The organism is Roseivirga seohaensis subsp. aquiponti (assembly GCF_001267955.1).
Lineage (GTDB): Bacteria > Bacteroidota > Bacteroidia > Cytophagales > Cyclobacteriaceae > Roseivirga > Roseivirga seohaensis.
Genome location: NZ_JSVA01000004.1, coordinates 316,476 through 335,023, shown reverse-complemented (window position 1 = coordinate 335,023; position 18,548 = coordinate 316,476). Strand labels below are relative to the sequence as shown.

Genomic DNA, 18,548 nt, shown 5'->3' with positions numbered 1-18,548 from the left:
TTTATTTAATTAAAGCTTTAAGTGTTTTTTCGTCTACTTCGCCCGAAGGGAAAAGACCATTGTTTTGTTGAAAAGTCTTAAGCCTATTGGCAGTAATTAGGTTAAATATTCCGTCTTGAGGAATGCTGTCTGAATCGGTGTTTAATAACTTTTGAAGTTCCCAAACGGCCGCACCTTTTGCTCCTATTTTTAGATCGAGCAAATGGTAATTTCTTTCGAAGTTAATGTCTTCTCTAGTCAAGCCTTGTTCAAAGTACATTCGCACTTCATAGTCATTATAACCTTTAGATTTTAGTTCGGCAGACATTTCAAGCTTAGTTTCGAGCATTTTGGCTGTGGCAATCATTTCATTATACACTTCTGTTGCTCTGGTAGATTCAAAATCTTCGTTGTTGATAAATCGAACATCTATTTGATCGTTTCTCCACAATGAACGTGCATAAGAACCCACCTCTAAAGCAGTTTTATAGTATTCTTTAAGCACAGCGCGATCGTAAAAATCGGTATCGATATTTTGGCTTAGTTCATAATCGTAAGCCGATGGCGGATTGAATCTACGATCTTTTAGATACTGAACTGCGACATAGGCAACTACACCTATGAGTATTACAATAACAAGAAGACGCTTCATGACTGTATGGATTAAAAAATCTCAGCCATAAAAATAGCAGAAATTATTGATCGGATAACATTGTGACGGGGGATAAAACTGCAAGAGTGTTAAACACGATAAGATTTTGATAATAATGCTGTTATGAGAAAGGCATAAAAAATGCCGCTCTAAACGGAGCGGCATTGAATAGAATTTTATATAATGTATTTTATTATAAGTCGTAATTCACTGAAAATAAGAAATATCGCTTTTGAATAAAGTACTCGTAAGTGCTGATTAAGCTTTCCGAAAATGAATCTCTTCTAATTCCTGTGGTGTTCAGCAGGTTCATGGCGGTGGTTTTAAACTCCCATTTGCTGCCTTCTTTTCTGTAACTCAACTTAGCATTCAGTAGGTCGTAAGTGCTTTTTGTTCCGTTTGAAGTGTTTTTATAAGTGTTATACTCATAGTCGGTATCGAAACGGAAATCTTTTAAGAAATTGATGTACAAACGAGCCGTAGGTTTGTGATTTTCGAACTTACTGCTAGTGCTGCTGGCGGTGTAATTATTGAATGAAACTTCATAACCAAAATTGAATTCTAAAGCTTTTAAAACCGTGGTAGAAAGTCCCGCTTTATATCCTTGTTGAAAGCTTACATTTTCATTGGCCAGATCGCTAATGCGGTTATTCGTTACAGACCGCGACCAGTTTCCGGAAAGACTGACTCTGTAATGGTCAAACCTTTTGTCGATACTGGCATTCCCCGACATGCTTTCATTGGCAAAATCAATGTTAGTGGGTGTATTTACCCTTTCCAATCCGCTGAAATCTATAATGTTGGTGATGTCGTCATAGCGTTTTTGGTAGTTTACTCCGCCCGAAACGTTAAGGAAATTATACATGTTGAAATTGAAATAGTTGAGGTTTATATTATGATACCAACTATTGTCTAACACTGGGTTTCCAGCAAATAACGAGTTATAACCCCTTACAATTATGCCTTTCGCAGCGTTTTGAATATCGGTAAAACTGGCTGACATACCATAATTCAAATTCAATGAATGTGAATTTCTGAAATTGTATTTGGCGTTTAATGAAGGAAGTAAAAGCGTTTTGTCAAAACCTTCGGTGATGCCGTTTTGCTGATTTTCGATGGAATACTGATGCAGGTTAAGCCCTGGGTTTAATACCAACTTTCCAAACTTCACTTTGTAGTAAAGCCCGAAATAGTAATCGCTGAAACTATAATCAACTAAGTTATTTAAGTCGGGATCGTTGAACTCATTTGTACTTCCGTTGTCCAATTTTTGCAAAATACTAGAACTCAAGTCTTGACTGGTTTGGTTTACCCCAAGTTTGAAATTGATGTGATTGGTGTTGTTCAGAATTCTATAATAGTTAATGGCGGCTTCGGCTTGCTCGGTACCTATATTTTTAAATTGAAGCAGGTTGTAAGGGCTGTTGCCCGTCATAGGAATGATTGCCGCAAAAGGCCTTTGCGTTGTCGACAAGTCATATGTTGGGTCTTGCTCTTGGTTTTTGTAAGCTACTTCAGCCGAAAAAACGTTCTTTTCATCTGGCGCATAAAACGCCCTTAATTGCTGTTCAATAGAAAAAGGCTGTTGAGTGCTTAAGCTATTGATATCATTCGAAGTATTATTGAAAAGCGAATTTTGAAGGTCTGAATTTTCAATATTAGAAAGTCGAGAGAACACATTGTAATCCAATTGCAAACTTGCGTTTGGCGAATAGGTAATGCCCAATTTGAACAAACCCGAAGTGCTCTGAACATTCGATTCAGTAGTGAGGGTTTCTGTTTCTCCTGATTGCAAAACATATTGGCGCTCCGATATTGAACCCAAAGTGTTATCTACTTTAGAACCAATGGCAAAACCTGAAAATCTGATTTTGCTGCTAGGCGTGTAATTGAAGTTGAGGGCTCCCAATTGGTTATTTAATTCTTTTGCGCTGTTTCTTTCTGCCATTGGAATACCCAATTGGTTGGAGCTTACGCGGAAGTTTGAACCTGATCGGCTTGCTAAACTCGCTAAGCCACCGCTAAACCTAAAGTAGTCGCTCATGCTAAAGGCCAAATCGCCTACGTTATTGGCATCACCAATAAAGTTAATGTTCGTTTTCTTATCATAATAGAAAACATTGGCGTGAGCTTTATATCGTTCTTCTGGGCCCCCGGCAAGTTCCAAATCGCCAAAAACCATGTTTTTCATGTCTTCCTTGAGTTGAATGTTCAATGCCAGTTGCTCACTGTTATTCACCCCGCTTAAAGGGCCAACATCGTTGAAATTCTGCAATACCTGAACTTTGTCTACCGCTTTGGCAGGCAGGTTTTTGGTAGCCAGTTTGGTGTCGCCTTCAAAAAACTCTTTCCCATCAACCAATAGCTTGTCTACTTTTTTACCCTGTACTTTTACTTGGCCGTCTTCGTCTACTTCAAAACCAGGTAAATCTTTGAGCACATCTTCTAGTTTGCGCTCGTTGCCTTGGGTAAATACATCGGTTTTATAAGTAATGGTGTCACCTTGAATGAGAATGGGCATTTCAGAAACCACTTCTACAGCACCCAAATTTCTTTCGTCATTATTCAACTGAATTGAAACTGGTAAATCTTGGGTGTCTTTGGCGGTGAAATACCTCTCGAAAGGAACAAAGCCAATAAAACTGACCTTAAGCTGATAGACTTTTTGGTCTTCTAACAGTAATCTAAACTGACCTTGCTTATTGGTGACTCCAAACGAAGCAATCGTTTTTTTGGTGGTGTCCATGGCCATTACGTTGGCAAATTCAAGGGGCAAACCCAATGAATCTCTTACCTCGCCAAGGTAAACCACTTTCTGTTGGGCATTTGCGTTTTGCATTGCTACACATAAGAATGTGAGCAAAAAAATTAAACCTATTCTTTTCATGTTGTGAGTTTTTGACCTTTGGGTTCGAAAAAATTAGTTGCCGCCTATTTTTATAGTAAAGCTTTTGCCATCTCCGTTGGTACCCTGGCTATACTTTTCCATCATCTCTTTGGTTTTTTCGTCTCGAATAACCTTTAATTCTTCTGGTGTCACTTTTTTACCTTTCGATGGCTTCTTGATTTTCACCCCTTCTTCAGGATTCAGAATTACTTTGGTGCAGAGGTAAGTGATTTTGCCGTCAGTAATTTCCATGATTAAACCCGGCAAACCCCAAAAATCATCGGGTCCTTGCGATACTGGAATTTCAGGCGTGAACCAGGCCTCGATATTGATGGTGTCGGAGGTTACCGTTGATTCCTTGTCGTCATTGTCGAATGAAATAACGGTGCGCTCTACTATTTCCGAAAAAATGGCTTTTTGGGCAGTGTAATTACCAATTTTCTTGGTTTCGTTGGTCAGCTGCCATTCTCTGTTTTTTAGTTCACTCTCAACTAAAAAAGGTTTACTAAACACTTCGGTTTCATTTAAAAATAGATTGTCGGCGGTGTTTTTATATTTAGTGCCCGAATTGGAAGATATTCTCATTACCACACCCCCAGCTGCCGTTGCAGGCGCTCCTTCAAGACTTTCCACTTCGGCCCAAGTAGATTCAGTTAAGTTGAATTTCAATTCATATTCTTTTTGCATTTGTTTTTTAAGGCTTTCCTGAATTTGCTTTTCCATTTCTGGCGACATCCCATCTCCTTTAATACTTAACCCGCCCATTTTGCGAGCAGATTGGTAGGTGGCGATGCCTTGAAAATTCTGGGCATTTAGGGTGAGCGTTCCTGCTGTTATAATGCCCAACAAGAGCATAATTGTTTTTTTGAGCTTTTTCATTTTTGATCTGTTTTATGGAATACAAAAAAGCTTGAATTCAATTAAACCGATAGTTAACCAGTGTTAACGAGTGTTAACCTTTGATGCTCAGGTATTACGAATGCGTATATTTGAACTGTGAAAAAACGCAAGTTCAAGGCTATTATCTATCTGATTTCCTTTACGGTACTTATTACTGTGGGCATTCAAGTGTATAGAAATGTTCAGAATTATAATCTGAACAAGCAGCGTTTTATCAACGATGTGCAAGTAGCTTTAGACAACGGAGTAGAAGGCTATTTTTCCTCTTTGGCCAAGAATTTTGTTTTTCTAGACAGAAACGATAGTGGCGCTTTTGATGCCAGCGAAATCAAGGCGTTTTTTCAGAATAGTATTAAAGGAAAGGCAAGCGATTCTTTAAAAAAGTTTCAGTTCTCTACCAATACGGCAGTTCTCTCAGACACTTCTATTGGTGGAGTAACGATTCGAAGCACGGGCAAAGGAGATTCAAAGGTTCAACTAAGAGGTGTGGCTAAGCTGAATAATGGTGTATCCATTAGAAATATTACGGTTTCAAAAGACACGATTTCTTCTACTAGACTGAATGAACTAGAAGCTTTTACTACCAAAGTTATGATTTCGATGGTGCAAGATACCATTGACTTTAAAAACTTAACCCAGTATGTAAAGAAGGAATTGGGCCGAAAGAAAATAGACATTGATTTCGCTTTTGCCTCTTTACAAAACAATGAGGTGGTTGAACGGTCTAGAGAATTTAGAGATGATGAGTTTTCGCTTTCCACGCTTTCAAAAGCCAGTTATTTACCCAAAAAGGAGCTGAAGATGTATTTCGATAATGCCTCTTTAATTATTCTGAAAAGAGGAATGGTTGATTTGCTTATTTCATTGCTCATTTCCGTTTCTGTGATTGGTTCGCTGTTATATCTCTATAGAATCATCAATCAGCAAAAGCAGTTGGCCGAAATTAAAAATGACTTGATTAGTAACATCACCCACGAATTTAAAACCCCAATTGCCACGGTAACATCGGCTCTTGAAGGTATTGCGAATTTCAATAAACAAAACGACCCTGAAAAAACGGCCAAGTATTTAGATATGTCGAACGACCAGTTGAAAAAACTCAACCTGATGGTGGAGAAACTACTGGAAACCGCCACGCTCGACAGTGATGAATTGAGTTTAAGGAAAGAACCCGTGAATCTTACCCTGTTGCTTTCCAGTATGATTGAGAAGTACAAAATGTTGGCTGGAAATAAACGCCTTGCATTTGTGGCACCTACTGCGGATGTAATTATTGAAGCAGATCCTTTCCACCTTGAAAACGCCCTCTCCAATTTGGTAGACAATGCCATAAAGTATGGAGGAAACGAAATTCAGGTAATTTTGACGAAGTTAGGTAACCGTGCGCAGGTAGTAGTACAGGACAATGGCGGTTATATAGAGAAAACCCAAAAGGAAAGGGTGTTTGACAAATTTTACCGAATTCCTACAGGTAATCAACATGATGTGAAGGGTTTTGGTATTGGCCTTTATTATACCCGAAAGATTATTGAGAAACATGGAGGCTCGATAGACTTAGTTTTGAAACCTCAACTGACCAGTTTTGAAGTGGCTTTTTCATGACGGATAAAATCAAAATATTATTGGCCGAAGATGAAATGGCTTTGGGCACTATCATTAAGGAAAGTCTAGAAACCCGTGGTTTCGATGTGCTTTTCTGTACCAACGGAGAGCAAGCCTTAAATACTTATCGTACAGAGAAGCCAGAATTATTAGTGCTGGATGTAATGATGCCCAAGAAGGACGGTTTTACGCTCGTCAAAGAAATTCGGGCTGAAAACGATAAAATCCCTGTCATTTTCCTGACCTCTAAATCTAGAACCGAAGATGTAGTGGAGGGTTTTGGTTTGGGCGGAAACGATTATTTGAAAAAGCCTTTTAGTATGGAAGAGCTTATCGTTAGGATTCATGCGCTTTTAGACCGAAAGAGAAAGCGTGAATCTTCAGAAGAAATCAATATAGGTAAATACCGCTTCAACCTTTCAAAACAAAAATTAGGGTTGGGCGAGAAGGAACAAACCTTAACCCACCGTGAAGCGCAACTGCTTTTTTACTTGAGCGAAAATCGAAATGCAGTTACCGACCGAAGCTTAATTCTTACTCAACTTTGGGGCAATGATGATTTTTTTAATGCCCGAAGTATGGACGTTTTCATTACTAAACTCCGCAAAAAACTAAGCGAAGATGAAACCGTAGAAATTCTGAATATTCGTGGTTACGGTTATAAGCTGGTGTGTTGAAGTATTAATGTGTTTGAGTACTGATGTATTGAAGTGTCGAAGTATTGGTTTAAGCCATCAACCTATTTCAAGAGGAGACATGTCGGCCTATGTCGAGAAAAGGCAGAAAACCTACTTCGTCACTATTCTAATCAGCGCATCGTAGCCTTTCAGCTTACGTTTTTTGTGGTACTCATACATCTTATCGTTTTTGATGATTTCCACAGTCTGTACTTTTTTATCTCCTAAGTTGTTTAGGTCATCAAAGGTCATTTCTGGTTTCAGTTCACCATCTAGATCAATAATGATGTTACGCTCGGCCAGTCTATCGCTGACGAATTTTAATTGTAAATCATAACTCAAAGCATCCCCAAACTCGATTCTTGTAAAATCATGAGTTATGGCTGATGCGGTAAACGGATCTTTTACAAGTAATGAATTGGACTCCAAGTCGTTATTATTTTTTGTAGATGCGCGGATTAACGCTAAGTTTTCACCTTTTAGTTGAGGGTATATTTTAAGGATTTTTGCCTGGTCTCTAATTACCTGTACAGATACAATTGCTTTTGGATCGATTGCCATTAAATCTTTCTCATCAACGATTTTATTGTCGACTTCATAAATCAGGCTGTCATTTGTTGCTTTCGCTCTAGTAAATTTCAATTCAACTGGTTCGTTTGTATCATCGGTTATTTTTTTGGAAACATTTTTAAGGGTTAGTCTGATGGTGTCCTTCTCCTGTAAGCTTTCCTCCAGTTTCTTTACTTCTTCGGAAACGGCAGTCTGGTTATCAACAATTTCTGTAGTTGCCGTTCCTTTAAAAAGAGTAGATACATTGCCCGTAAAATCATTTTGTCCAGTGGTAACTCTGTTTCTTTGCGTTACTAGAATATTTCCAGTTCTCCCTTGAATTTTACGAACCTCTTCTTGAGCCTCTACGAGCTTTGCTTCTTCCTCCTTCACCCTCTCTACCCACTCAATAATTTCCTCCTGAGTTACCTCAGCCTTTTCAACCACCGAAGCTTTAGATTGTGCTGAAGCCTTAATTAATTCTTCCACTTCTCTAAGGACTTCTTGGGTCCGAATAATCTGCTGATCGGTCTGAGTTTTTGCAGAGCGTTTGGCTTCCGTTTCAAGTTTTTCTTTGGCGCTTTGGTGTTCTTCAGAAAACATATGGATTTGGTTGAATGCGGTTTTATAGGCTTCAAACTCTTCGCCTGTGATTTCCGCTTTGTCATTCAAAATCATCGTTACAGTGCCAGAAGCATCGGTTTTCACCGTCACTTTAGAGTTTGGATTGAGTAGCTCTAGAATGGCTTTGTTCACCTTGGTGGTATCTTGAAGTACCGGGTTTTGCATCAAGCTTTCAATGTTGTCTTCTTCCAGATCAGCCATAATGGGTTTGTCTTCTTGGGTCGCATTCTGACTCATAAGAGCAAAGCTCAATACCAGAATTCCCAACGACATAAAACCACTGAACCAGTTCATTTGGGGCTTATGATCTACAATGCGTTTTACCCTGCTCAGCAATTGATTCTTTTTTCCGGCAAAGGCCAAAGCAGGTTGAAATTTATGACCTTGATATTCAGAGGCATTGGTGAGCGCTTTGATCAGTGTGAGCTTTTTACCCAGCTGATTTAGGGCAATATCATCACAGTGAAACTCCCTTTCAGCATCTAGCTGTATTTTGAGCCACCAAAAAGCAGGGTGGAAAAAGTAAATCACTTGCAACAGGTTGATAACTATGTTGATAAGAAAATCTTTTCGTTTGATGTGGGCCAGTTCGTGCACTAAAATGGCCTCAATTTCATCAGTAGGAAGGGCTTGGATGAGACCCATTGGAAAAATGATAACAGGCTTAATCACCCCCATGACTAATGGAGAAGAAACTCTTTCAGACTGCTTTAAAAGCACTTTTCCCTTTATCTTCAAAGAGTTGCAGAGTTCGTTCATTTTCTCTAACCAGACGGAATCTGTAATCAGGTTGGCTCCGGATTTTAGGCGATTTAGAAAGTAGAAACCTCCTAACATTCTGACTGTGAATAAGAAGGCACCCATGAGCCAAACCACTAAGGCCAAATTGGCGTTCTGTGACGTCCAAGCTTTCCATTTTTCCATAATGGTGAGTGAGGTAGCCACCTGCTCAATTGGTGTTGAAGCTTCATTGAATTCTAAGGAAAACACGGAGGTATTTTCGAAATCAAGCGGGCTATTAAAGGTTGAAGTTATTGCACCATTATCTAAATGCCCCAGAAAAGTAGTGATGGAAAGTAGAGGTAAGATAAGAGTAGCAACAAGCACTACGGCATATCGTTTTGCAGGCGAAGCTTTCTTCATAAAAAGCAAAACAACAAAACTGACGATCAGCACTAAGGCACCTTGCCAAAGCGAATCGAATAGGGTTAAGCCTAAGGCTTCGGCCCATTGAGGGTTGATGAATGCTTTCATTTTTGTTCTCCTTCAAGTTGTTCAATGAGTTTTTTGATTTCTTCGAGCTCGGCTTTTGAGGCTTTTCCTTGCCCTAATGCCTGCATGACCAATTGCGAGGCTGAACCGCTAAAAGCGGCATCTACTAATTTGTTAAGTAAATTGTGCTGTACATTTATTTGTTCAATTGCTGGTTTGTACACATGGGTGCGAGAAGACTCATCTCTAGTAACAATGCCTTTTTGCGCCATAATCTGCATTAGTTTCAAAGTAGTGGTATAACCTGTTTCCTTTTCCTGACTGAGTATTTCATTGACTTCCCTCACCGTACTTGGGCCTTTTTCCCAAAGCACTTTGAGTATGTCTAGTTCCGATTCCGTGGGCTTGTGTGTCATGTTGTTTTTTTTAATACTGACCTCTTCTGAAGTAGATAATTTCAGTCTACGACAAATTTCGTATCAAACATATACGAACGAATTCGTAATAGCAAATTTTGTTACGAATATTTTCGTAGACATGTACGGTAATTTGAATAGGTTCATATGATTTCTACCATAAATGTGAAACCCTTTTCCTCTCATCACCTTTTTGGAACAATTATACTATGTGTCTGTATTTAGCACGAAAGGAATGCTTAATTTCATTAACCACTAAACTTACCAACGAGATGAAACTATCGAATAATTTAAAACGACTTCCCCAGCTTCTGGTCGTGGCGGTGCTATTGAATTTCGGTTCAGTACAGGCACAAGACACCAATATGGGCTACCAAAGGCCTCCAGAAGAAATTGCTAAACTGATTGATGCGCCTTCTACGCCATCGGTGAGTATTGACTCTAAAGCAGAATGGATGCTGCTGATGGAAAGACCAGGCTACCCTTCGATTGAAGAAGTAGCTGCGCCAGAGCTTAGAATTGGCGGAACCAGAATTAACCCTGCCACCAACGGACCAAGCAGAGAAAGCTTTATGACAGGCCTGAGTTTAAAGAACATTGCTTCGGGGCAAGAATTTCAGTTTTCAGGAATGCCAAGCAAACCTCAAATTGGTAATGTAAGCTGGTCGATGGACGAAAGTAAAATTGGTTTTACCAATACCACCGAAAACGGAATTGAGCTTTGGGTGGCAGATGTCAACAGTAAGTCAGCCAAAAAATTAACAGGTGAAATCATCAATAATGCCTATGTAGGTGCATATGAATGGATGCCAGACAATAATTCATTATTGGCAAGTACTGTTGTCGACAACCGTGGTCCTCAGCCCAAAAAGCCTTTAGCACCAACTGGGCCAGTACTTCAAGAAACTTCTGGCGCACTTGCTGCTTCAAGAACCTATCAGGATTTACTGGAAAACCCGTATGACGAAATGCTTTTCGAATACTATACCATGGTTCAGTTGAGAAAAATCGACATGAATGGGAATAGCCAAAAAGTAGGGCAGCCAGATATTATAAAGTCTGTAAATATTTCGCCTGACGGCAACTATATTTTAGTTCAAACCATTCAGAAACCGTTTTCTTATTTAGTGCCTGCTTCACGTTTTCCTTTTCAATACGAAGTATGGAGCAGTACAGGAAGCTTGGTAAAAGTAATGGCCAAAATTGATTTGGATGAAGTTCGTCCCAATGGATTTGACGCCACAAGGTTAGGTGCTAGAAGCATGACTTGGAGAGCTGACAAACCGAATACGCTTTACTGGGCAGAAGCAAATGATGGTGGAGACCCGAACAAAGAAGTAAAAGAGCGCGACATTGTATACATGCAAAGCGCTCCGTTTAACGGAAAACCAACCAAGCTTTTTGGAACAAGCCTGCGCTATTCTGGCATTCAGTGGGGCGATGAAAACAGGGCTTTATTAAATGAAGGCTGGTGGGCACAGCGTTTGGAAAAAACCACCTTGATTGATCCTTCTAAGCCTAATACTCCTGGTCAGGTGTTAATCGACCGCGCTACTACCGACCGTTATAATGATCCTGGAAACCCAGTAATGATTAAAAATCAATATGGCTGGAATGTGCTTTTGTTTGACAAAGACGATCTGTTTATGCGTAGTACGGGTGGTTCGCCAGAAGGTGATAGACCGTTTTTGAGCAGGTTTAATACGAAAACCAAAAAGGCAGAAATACTTTTTAGGTCTGAAGCCCCTTATTACGAAAGAGTAACTGATCTGCTTTCTAAAAAAGGAGATATGATAATTACCATTCGTGAGTCGGAAAAAGAGCCACCAAACTATTATATCCGTGATTTGAAGAAAGGCACAATGAAGGCGATTACTGATTTCCCTCATCCGCAACCTTCATTAATGGCCATTAACAAGGAAATAGTAAAATACAAAAGGAAAGATGGCGTAAACTTAAGTGCTACGCTTTACACCCCGGCTGGCTACGACAAAGATCGAGATGGCCGTTTGCCAGTGATTATGTGGGCTTACCCAATTGAGTACAAGTCGGTAGAAACTGCTTCTCAGATTAGAGGCACACCTTATTCGTTTACCAGAGTAAGTTCAGGTTCACCATTGTTTTGGGTGCTACGAGGTTATGCCGTAATGGATGGTACGGAGTTTCCAATTATTGGTGAAGGTGATAAAGAGCCGAACGACACTTTTGTAGAGCAATTGGTAATGAATGCCGAAGCGGCCATCGACAAAGCCGTTGAAATGGGCATTGGCGATCGTAATAAATTTGCAGTAGGAGGCCATTCTTATGGAGCCTTTATGACGGCCAACCTTTTGGCGCATTCCGATTTATTTGCAGCTGGAATTGCCCGAAGTGGTGCTTATAATAGAACATTGACACCATTCGGTTTTCAACGTGAAGAGCGTACTTATTGGGAAGCCCCAGAATTATACAACACCATGTCGCCATTTATGAATGCCGATAAAGTGAATGAGCCATTGCTTTTGATTCACGGTGAGGCCGATAATAATTCAGGTACTTTCCCAATCCAGAGTATTCGTTTTTACAATGCCATTAAAGGGCATGGCGGTACTTCGCGTTTGGTAATGTTACCTCACGAAAGCCACGGCTACCGCGCAAAAGAATCGATTATGCATATGCTTTGGGAAATGGATTCTTGGTTAGAAACCCACGTAAAAAATGGAAAAACTAGCCCAGAAAGCGCAGCCATCAACAGTAAGAAGTAATTGATATACAAATACTGAAACAACTAACCGCACTCGAAAGGGTGCGGTTTTTTTGTTTGGGGTTTACGGTGGTAAAATTCAATATATTTTAGGTTAGCAATCACATTCAAGCCTGACTGTTATTATTTTCAATCAAGAATTCCAATTTAAAGGAAATGTAAGCGCACTTAAGAATCATCGAAAGGTCTGCCACTCTCACCAGTTACCGTTAAGGCAATTGTTCTTAATACTTAAATCAAGTAACCCTATTTCATAATTTAAACTGTCATTACACATCTGAAAGGGTCATGGGAGCATGCCCTTTTTCTGTTTACGCCAACACTTTTATCAGGTAAATCGTCTCCTGATTTCCTGAATCAGGAGTTAAGGCATCCATTTGAGTACTAGAATTGCATGAACTCAAATAAATAACATTATGAAAAAATTATTAGCGGTGCTGCTACTATCGATTGCAGCAGTAGAAGCGAGCGCTCAATTTCACACTTTAAAAATTCCTCAGCCGAGCAATCGTGTTACCGAAACACAGCGACTTGCTGTCACAGATATCACCATCGATTACTCCAGTCCTTCTGCGAATGGAAGGGATGTATGGAATGACACCAATGTAATTCCTAAAAATGGTGACCCGATACCGTGGCGAGCTGGTGCTAATATGAATACTACCATCGAATTCAGTACCGATGTAACCATTGAGGGTAAGGCATTGAAAGCAGGGAAGTATGGATTTCATATCATACCTAAAGATGATGGCTACCAGCTCCTTTTTGCTCATAATAATGATCAATGGGGAAGCTATTACCTTGATGTGGACAAGGATGTTACCTTAAAGGTTGATGTAAAAAGTGAAGAATGCGCTCCTTCAGAAAAGCTGGACTATGAATTCATCAATTGGACTGAATCAACAGTGCAAGTCGCTTTGGAGTGGCGTAATCAAAGGATTCCTTTTACAGTAGGTGTTGATATTAATAATACTGTAGTTGAAAGTTTTAGAAGTGAGCTGCGTGGTATCAACACTTACCACTGGCAAGCGTGGAATGATGCCGCTGCGTGGTGCCTAATACATAACACTAACTTAGAAGAAGCACTTACCTGGGCAGATAGGTCTATCAATGGTGGTTATGGTGGTTTTGCTGCCAATAAAAATGTGACTAACCTCACGACTAAAGTTAGACTTTTAAAGGCTCTTAATAAGAGTGAAGAGCTCACGGCTACAATTACTGAATTGAAAGCTATGGATATGAGCCCGAATGAGGCCTATGAATTGGGGATATTTTTATTGCAAAACAATAAGGCATCAGATGCACTTGAAATTACAGAAAGGCTATTGAAGGAGAATCCTGAAGCATGGTTTCTAATGTTGAACAAAGGAATCTTTCAATACTACTTGGGCGATAAGAAATCTGCTCTGAAAACATTGAATGAAGTAGAAAAGGTTATTCCTGAAGGATTCAAGGCAAGGTTGGGCCAGATTAAAACTGAAATAGAGAACAATACCTATAAAGTACCTGGGAGTTGAGTTTTCGGGTTTTTTGACCAGACGGCATGCCAGCAATGGCATGTCGTTTTTATGCTGTTTTAAGTGCCTGGGTCTGCTTAAAAACCTTCGGACTCATACCCGTTTGTTTTTTAAACGCGGCATAAAATGCAGATGGCGTTTTAAAGCCAACATCATAAGCTAAAGCCTCCACTTTTACATTGTCTTCGATCAATAATAGGCTCTGCACTTCGTTAATTCTGAAATGATTAATGGCTTCAGGAAATGTCATTTTGTAAAGTTCTTTTACACAATGAGTGATCAAATAAGCGGGTATTTGTAATTGCTCGGAAAGTTGATTGATTGTTATTCCTGGCACTCTGTAAACATTTTCATGCTCAAAGGCCTCTTTCACCTTCTTTACATACAATGGAGAAACCTCTACCTTCATGGCTGGCTGAAAAACCACTGGAGATTTGAGGGCATTGATAAACACAAAATAAATGCCCACAGCCGCAATTCCTGAACCAATGGCATAATCCATCATGGAGTTGGTAAGGTGCTGATAAATAAAGGCCATCCAAACTAGCGAAACAGCAATCAATATTTGCTTGTTCCAAGCAGCAAGGCGCTCATGCTCATAAGTGCTTACGGTATTCACCTTCCATGCCTTGAGCAAATAGAAAAACATTATGACTGTAGTAATCTGATAAAACCATGTAAATCCTTCATCTTTTACTACCGTGAAGCAAAGCACTGTACCAACCAATGGGTATATAAAATGAATTGCATAATAATACCATGGAATTGATTTTCTACTGGCAGCATAGGCGGTATAAAACAATGTGAGCGGCCCTATTAAAGAAAGCCCTAAAAAGCCTGTGGCCACACCTTCATCTGCCATAACAGGAAGAAGAAAATATGCAATAGACTTACCTACGCGAAGTGAAATTGCCAAAAACAGTGCGCCAAGAAAGTAGTTGCCAATTTTATCATCCTTTCTAATAAAAATGAGGTAAGCTGCTAAAAACAAACCAGTTGTTACTGCTATACCGGCAAACAAACCTAATATTCCAAAGAGATTCATGGGCTATGGATTCACGCTTTAGTTACGTTGAGCTTACAGTATTAGTTACGATAAGTAAAACGTGAATCTGATGGTGTTTTTCAGCAAAGATAATTGGTTTTATCAAAGCCCTATTCAATCAATCCAGCTCGCTATGTTCATCGGTATTTCTATTCTTATTTTTTTGTAAGCCATAGGCTTTACTATTTGCTTAGGGCTAACTACCTAAAATTCAATATATTTATGGGGGTTAGTCTCATACAAGACTGTTTGGGGATAAGTAAAAAAGCTAAATGAAAAATCTAAGTACAAGCATAGTTATAATTTCATTGACAATATTAATTTCTTGTCAAGATAAGCCTGTAAGTAAGGGGTATTTAATCAACGGAATCGCAAAAAATGTACCTGACAGCACCCAAGTTTTATTATACCTCTATCCAAAAATGGATGTAATTGCTGATTCTGCGATTGTTCTCAATGAAGAATTTCAATTCAAAGGAAATGTAAGTCGGCCAACCTTAGCGCATTTAAGGATAATCAAAAGCAGGGATGACAGGACTTTTTGGTTAGAGAATCAAGGAATTGATTTTGTTGGTCAAGAGGGGAGTTTTTCGGAAGGTAAAGTAAGTGGTTCGAATACCCAGAAGGAATCTGAACTACTTTTAGAAAGAAAGGACTCTATTTTTAAAGAAATGGGGAAACTTGAAGCGATGGTTACAAAAGAAAACCGTGATTCACTTTTTGTTTTTTATGAACAAATGCAATACGTGGTTATTGATATTAATAAGGGATTCATTAAGGATTACCCTAATTCCTATGAAAGTCTGACCCAATTAAACTGGTCAAAAGAAATGATGGGAAGTGAAGAAACAGAACAACTATTCTCGCAGATAAACGAAAAATTACGATCCACAGAAGAGGGCAAGGCAATAGAAGAGTTCATAGCCATAAACAGAAATTTGAAAGTTGGAGATAAGTATATTGATTTTGAACAAGCCAATGTAGACGGACAAACTATTCAATTATCCGAGTTAAAAGGAAAATATACCTTAATAGAGTTTTGGGCTTCTTGGTGCGGCCCTTGTAGGGCTTTCAATCCTGAACTGGTTGAGCTATATGAACTATATAATGACCAAGGTTTTGAAATTCTTGGAGTATCATTGGATAGTAATAAAGAAAAATGGGAAAAAGCAATTGAAAAAGATGGATTGACTTGGCCAAATGTGAGTGACCTAAAAGGAGATAATAATGAAGCCGCAATGATTTATGGAGTACGGGACATTCCTGATAATTTTTTAATCGATGAAAACGGAATAATCATTGACAGATTTATACGAGGAGAAAAATTACAAATGAGACTCAAGCAACTATTTAATGAAAAGGACGGCTTGTAACAGCCATCAACAGCAAGAAGTAATTGATATACAAATACTGAAACAACTAACCGCGCTTGAAAGGGGGCGTTTTTCGGTTTAGGGTTTACAGTTATAAAATTTGACATATTTATAACTATCAGACATATCTGTGACCGACTCATAGTGTAATAAGCAATTTGACAGCAAATGAAAACAGAACCAGTATACAAATACCGCTCAGGAAACAATGAGTTAAGGACTGGAAAGGAAATTTCGGATCTGGAAAGAGATATTCGATCAATTGAACAGAACTCCCTTTTTGCATCAAGTATTGACTCGCTTAATGACCCGTGTGAAGCATTGGTTTTTAGTGACAAATTGAAAAGAGAAACTAAACTTGCTTCGAATATACTAGGAGGGAAAAACGCGGATTTAGAAGGGTTTCATTCTCAAATTGACCAGCTCATTTCAAGCCTAAACGAAAAAGTTGGAATTTATTCTCTTGCAGGTAGATATAACCATGAGCTTCTATGGGCTCATTATGCTAATTCACATAAAGGATTTTGTGTCGAATACGATTTGTATAAGTTACAAAAAGGGTATTCAAATGAAGACTTATATACTTTTCGAATTAACTACTCTTCTCGACCACCACAATTAAGTATCTCTGACATAACAAGTAGAGATATTTTAAGTGCAATCAAAAAAGTTGCAGGCAGCAAGTCTAAAGAATGGAAATATGAGGATGAGACAAGAATCGTATTTGACAAACCTAAACTGAGACACTATCACCCTAAAGCGATTATTGGAATTTACTTTGGATTAAGAATGCCAACAGAAATTAGGGAAGATATAATGAAACGTTTATCGGGAAGAGACTTGAAATTTTACGAGATTATTCAAACTCCTAACACCTATTGTTTTGAAAGAAGGGAGATTTCAAATTATAACAAAAGTGAATTCAAATACCTAGAAGAAATTCCAAATACGATCACCGGAATTGGAAATGTCTCCTTCACTATTACTCATCTTGAATACTTTTGGTCATATAAAAAAGGGCTTATTGAAACTGAATTCGAAAAACCCGTTTCAAAAGATGCTCTAAGATGGCTTGCAGAATTAATAAAGAACCACCTTTTCAGAGAGGCCGATAGAGTGTTTATGATGCATAGATTGAAAGGTGAGCCTAAAGATGGAATCTGTTGGTCAAATAGTAATTACATTCTTGGTGCATATGAAATCAGTATTTATGGAATAACAAGCATATAATACCCTTTGATAGACTACTTTTTATATACAAATCCTTCCTAAAACAACCCCATTTGCCCTTTGTTGGTTTTCACAAATAAGTCGGTGCGGAGCTTAGGCCTGGGCTCCGTATTTTGAAAGTACTTGGCTTTAGAAAGTTCAAAGAGTCGGTTGATGGATTGCACCATCAAACCCTCGCCTCGCATTCTGGTGCTGTAACGGCTGTCGTTTAGTTTGCCTCCGTGTGCGGCCTTTATTTGGTTCAGAATTTTACTTGCCCTGTCGGGAAAAGCCTCCTGCACCCAATGTTCGAACACTTGGCCAATGGCGCCATTTAACCGCACCATGGTATAACCAGCGCTTCTCGCTCCAGCCTTGGAAGCGGCTTTCATAATTTCAGGAATTTCATGATCGTTCAACCCGGGAATAATAGGGCCAATCATAATGTTTACGGGCACGCCACGCTGGGTTAGGGTTTCAATGGCCTTCAATTTTCTAATAGCCGAAGCTGTTCTAGGTTCAAGCTTTCTTCTTACCGATTCATCCAAAGTAGTGAGGCTGAAATAAACGCTAATCAGGTTGAGGTCGGCCAAAGGGCCAATAATATCGAGGTCGCGGGTAATGGTGACGTTTTTGGTAATAATGCCCACGGGGTGTTTGTATTTCAGAAAAACAGCGAGCAGCTTTCGGGTAATTTCGAGCTTTTGCTCCAAAGGCTGATAACAATCGGTATTGCCAGAAAGCACGATGGTAGAAGGCTGCCAATTGGGGTTTTGCAAATGCTTTTCTAGCAACTGTGGCGCAGACTCCTTGTACATAATTACTTTTTCAAAATCGAGCCCAGCATTGTAGCCCCAATATTCGTGGCTGTTTCGTGCATAGCAATAAATGCAGCCATGCTCGCAACCTTGATAAGGGTTGAGGGAATAGGTCATGCCGACATCAGGACTTTCCACTTTGTTCACAATGGTTTTTGGGAAGATGGGGATGTACTTGGTGTTCGGGTTTTGGCCATCAAATTCATCGATTGCCTCTAGGTGTTCTTGCACATATTCGTGCATCAAGAACCTGTTCTTCACCTGCTTTTGAGCGCCTCTTCCCTTAATCATTAATCTATTATTATTAGTAAAACTAAAAATAATAGATTCAAACCAAACATTATA

At 39.2% G+C, this 18,548-nt stretch carries 13 protein-coding genes; 6 read left to right on the top strand and 7 right to left on the bottom strand.

Annotated features, from left to right (window positions below; genetic code table 11):
* Position 1: 1 nt before the first annotated feature.
* The 3 genes from OB69_RS03850 to OB69_RS03840 form a co-directional block, all read right to left on the bottom strand.
* Positions 2-631, bottom strand: coding sequence for a peptidoglycan-binding domain-containing protein (locus tag OB69_RS03850; protein ID WP_053222365.1), 630 nt, complete (start codon positions 629-631; stop codon positions 2-4).
* Positions 632-824: 193 nt separating this feature from the next.
* Positions 825-3,518, bottom strand: coding sequence for a carboxypeptidase-like regulatory domain-containing protein (locus OB69_RS03845; RefSeq protein WP_053222364.1), 2,694 nt, complete (start codon positions 3,516-3,518; stop codon positions 825-827).
* Positions 3,519-3,551: 33 nt separating this feature from the next.
* A complete protein-coding gene (locus tag OB69_RS03840) occupies positions 3,552-4,397 on the bottom strand; it encodes a GLPGLI family protein (protein ID WP_053222363.1) in 846 nt (281 codons plus the stop codon).
* Between the two features lie 117 nt (positions 4,398-4,514).
* Here OB69_RS03840 and OB69_RS03835 point away from each other — a divergent pair, with 117 nt between their 5' ends.
* Positions 4,515-6,020, top strand: a complete 1,506-nt coding sequence (locus OB69_RS03835) for a sensor histidine kinase (RefSeq protein ID WP_053222362.1) — start codon at positions 4,515-4,517, stop codon at positions 6,018-6,020.
* Positions 6,017-6,697, top strand: coding sequence for a response regulator transcription factor (locus OB69_RS03830; protein WP_053222361.1), 681 nt, complete (start codon positions 6,017-6,019; stop codon positions 6,695-6,697). Before OB69_RS03835 ends, OB69_RS03830 begins: the two co-directional genes overlap by 4 nt.
* A 111-nt stretch (positions 6,698-6,808) precedes the next feature.
* Here OB69_RS03830 and OB69_RS03825 read toward each other — a convergent pair whose 3' ends face one another.
* Positions 6,809-9,124: a M56 family metallopeptidase gene (locus OB69_RS03825; protein ID WP_053222360.1), complete on the bottom strand. Its 2,316-nt coding sequence runs from the start codon at positions 9,122-9,124 to the stop codon at positions 6,809-6,811.
* The gene (locus tag OB69_RS03820; RefSeq protein WP_053222359.1) at positions 9,121-9,498 is read right to left on the bottom strand and encodes a BlaI/MecI/CopY family transcriptional regulator; all 378 of its coding nucleotides are present in this window, start codon (positions 9,496-9,498) and stop codon (positions 9,121-9,123) included. Before OB69_RS03820 ends, OB69_RS03825 begins: the two co-directional genes overlap by 4 nt.
* Before the next feature lie 272 nt (positions 9,499-9,770).
* On the opposite strand from OB69_RS03820, the gene OB69_RS03815 reads away from it, so the two are divergent.
* On the top strand, positions 9,771-12,242 hold the full coding sequence (locus tag OB69_RS03815) for an alpha/beta hydrolase family protein (RefSeq protein WP_053222440.1): 2,472 nt from the start codon (positions 9,771-9,773) through the stop codon (positions 12,240-12,242).
* Between the two features lie 415 nt (positions 12,243-12,657).
* Positions 12,658-13,758, top strand: a complete 1,101-nt coding sequence (locus OB69_RS03810) for a DUF2911 domain-containing protein (RefSeq protein WP_053222358.1) — start codon at positions 12,658-12,660, stop codon at positions 13,756-13,758.
* Positions 13,759-13,807: 49 nt separating this feature from the next.
* Here the strand turns inward: OB69_RS03810 and OB69_RS03805 are convergent, their stop codons facing one another.
* Entirely contained in the window at positions 13,808-14,803 is a 996-nt protein-coding gene (locus OB69_RS03805; RefSeq protein WP_053222357.1) for a helix-turn-helix domain-containing protein, read from the bottom strand.
* A gap of 272 nt (positions 14,804-15,075) precedes the next feature.
* Between OB69_RS03805 and OB69_RS03800 the strand changes: the two genes are divergently transcribed.
* Together OB69_RS03800 and OB69_RS03795 are read left to right on the top strand one after the other, a co-directional pair.
* On the top strand, positions 15,076-16,176 hold the full coding sequence (locus tag OB69_RS03800) for a TlpA disulfide reductase family protein (protein WP_053222356.1): 1,101 nt from the start codon (positions 15,076-15,078) through the stop codon (positions 16,174-16,176).
* Between the two features lie 168 nt (positions 16,177-16,344).
* A complete protein-coding gene (locus tag OB69_RS03795) occupies positions 16,345-17,406 on the top strand; it encodes a DUF2971 domain-containing protein (RefSeq protein WP_053222355.1) in 1,062 nt (353 codons plus the stop codon).
* Positions 17,407-17,444: 38 nt separating this feature from the next.
* Here OB69_RS03795 and OB69_RS03790 read toward each other — a convergent pair whose 3' ends face one another.
* A complete protein-coding gene (locus OB69_RS03790) occupies positions 17,445-18,494 on the bottom strand; it encodes a PA0069 family radical SAM protein (RefSeq protein ID WP_053222354.1) in 1,050 nt (349 codons plus the stop codon).
* Positions 18,495-18,548 lie beyond the last annotated feature (54 nt).

Bases quoted from the DNA above. Each gene is read 5' to 3' on its own strand.
- OB69_RS03795 (WP_053222355.1), top strand. From the start codon at position 16,345: ATGAAAACAGAACCAGTATACAAATACCGCTCAGGAAACAATGAGTTA.
- OB69_RS03845 (WP_053222364.1), bottom strand. From the start codon at position 3,518: ATGAAAAGAATAGGTTTAATTTTTTTGCTCACATTCTTATGTGTAGCA.
- OB69_RS03800 (WP_053222356.1), top strand. From the start codon at position 15,076: ATGAAAAATCTAAGTACAAGCATAGTTATAATTTCATTGACAATATTA.
- OB69_RS03825 (WP_053222360.1), bottom strand. From the start codon at position 9,124: ATGAAAGCATTCATCAACCCTCAATGGGCCGAAGCCTTAGGCTTAACC.
- OB69_RS03850 (WP_053222365.1), bottom strand. From the start codon at position 631: ATGAAGCGTCTTCTTGTTATTGTAATACTCATAGGTGTAGTTGCCTAT.
- OB69_RS03810 (WP_053222358.1), top strand. From the start codon at position 12,658: ATGAAAAAATTATTAGCGGTGCTGCTACTATCGATTGCAGCAGTAGAA.
- OB69_RS03840 (WP_053222363.1), bottom strand. From the start codon at position 4,397: ATGAAAAAGCTCAAAAAAACAATTATGCTCTTGTTGGGCATTATAACA.
- OB69_RS03830 (WP_053222361.1), top strand. From the start codon at position 6,017: ATGACGGATAAAATCAAAATATTATTGGCCGAAGATGAAATGGCTTTG.
- OB69_RS03805 (WP_053222357.1), bottom strand. From the start codon at position 14,803: ATGAATCTCTTTGGAATATTAGGTTTGTTTGCCGGTATAGCAGTAACA.
- OB69_RS03790 (WP_053222354.1), bottom strand. From the start codon at position 18,494: ATGATTAAGGGAAGAGGCGCTCAAAAGCAGGTGAAGAACAGGTTCTTG.
- OB69_RS03820 (WP_053222359.1), bottom strand. From the start codon at position 9,498: ATGACACACAAGCCCACGGAATCGGAACTAGACATACTCAAAGTGCTT.
- OB69_RS03815 (WP_053222440.1), top strand. From the start codon at position 9,771: ATGAAACTATCGAATAATTTAAAACGACTTCCCCAGCTTCTGGTCGTG.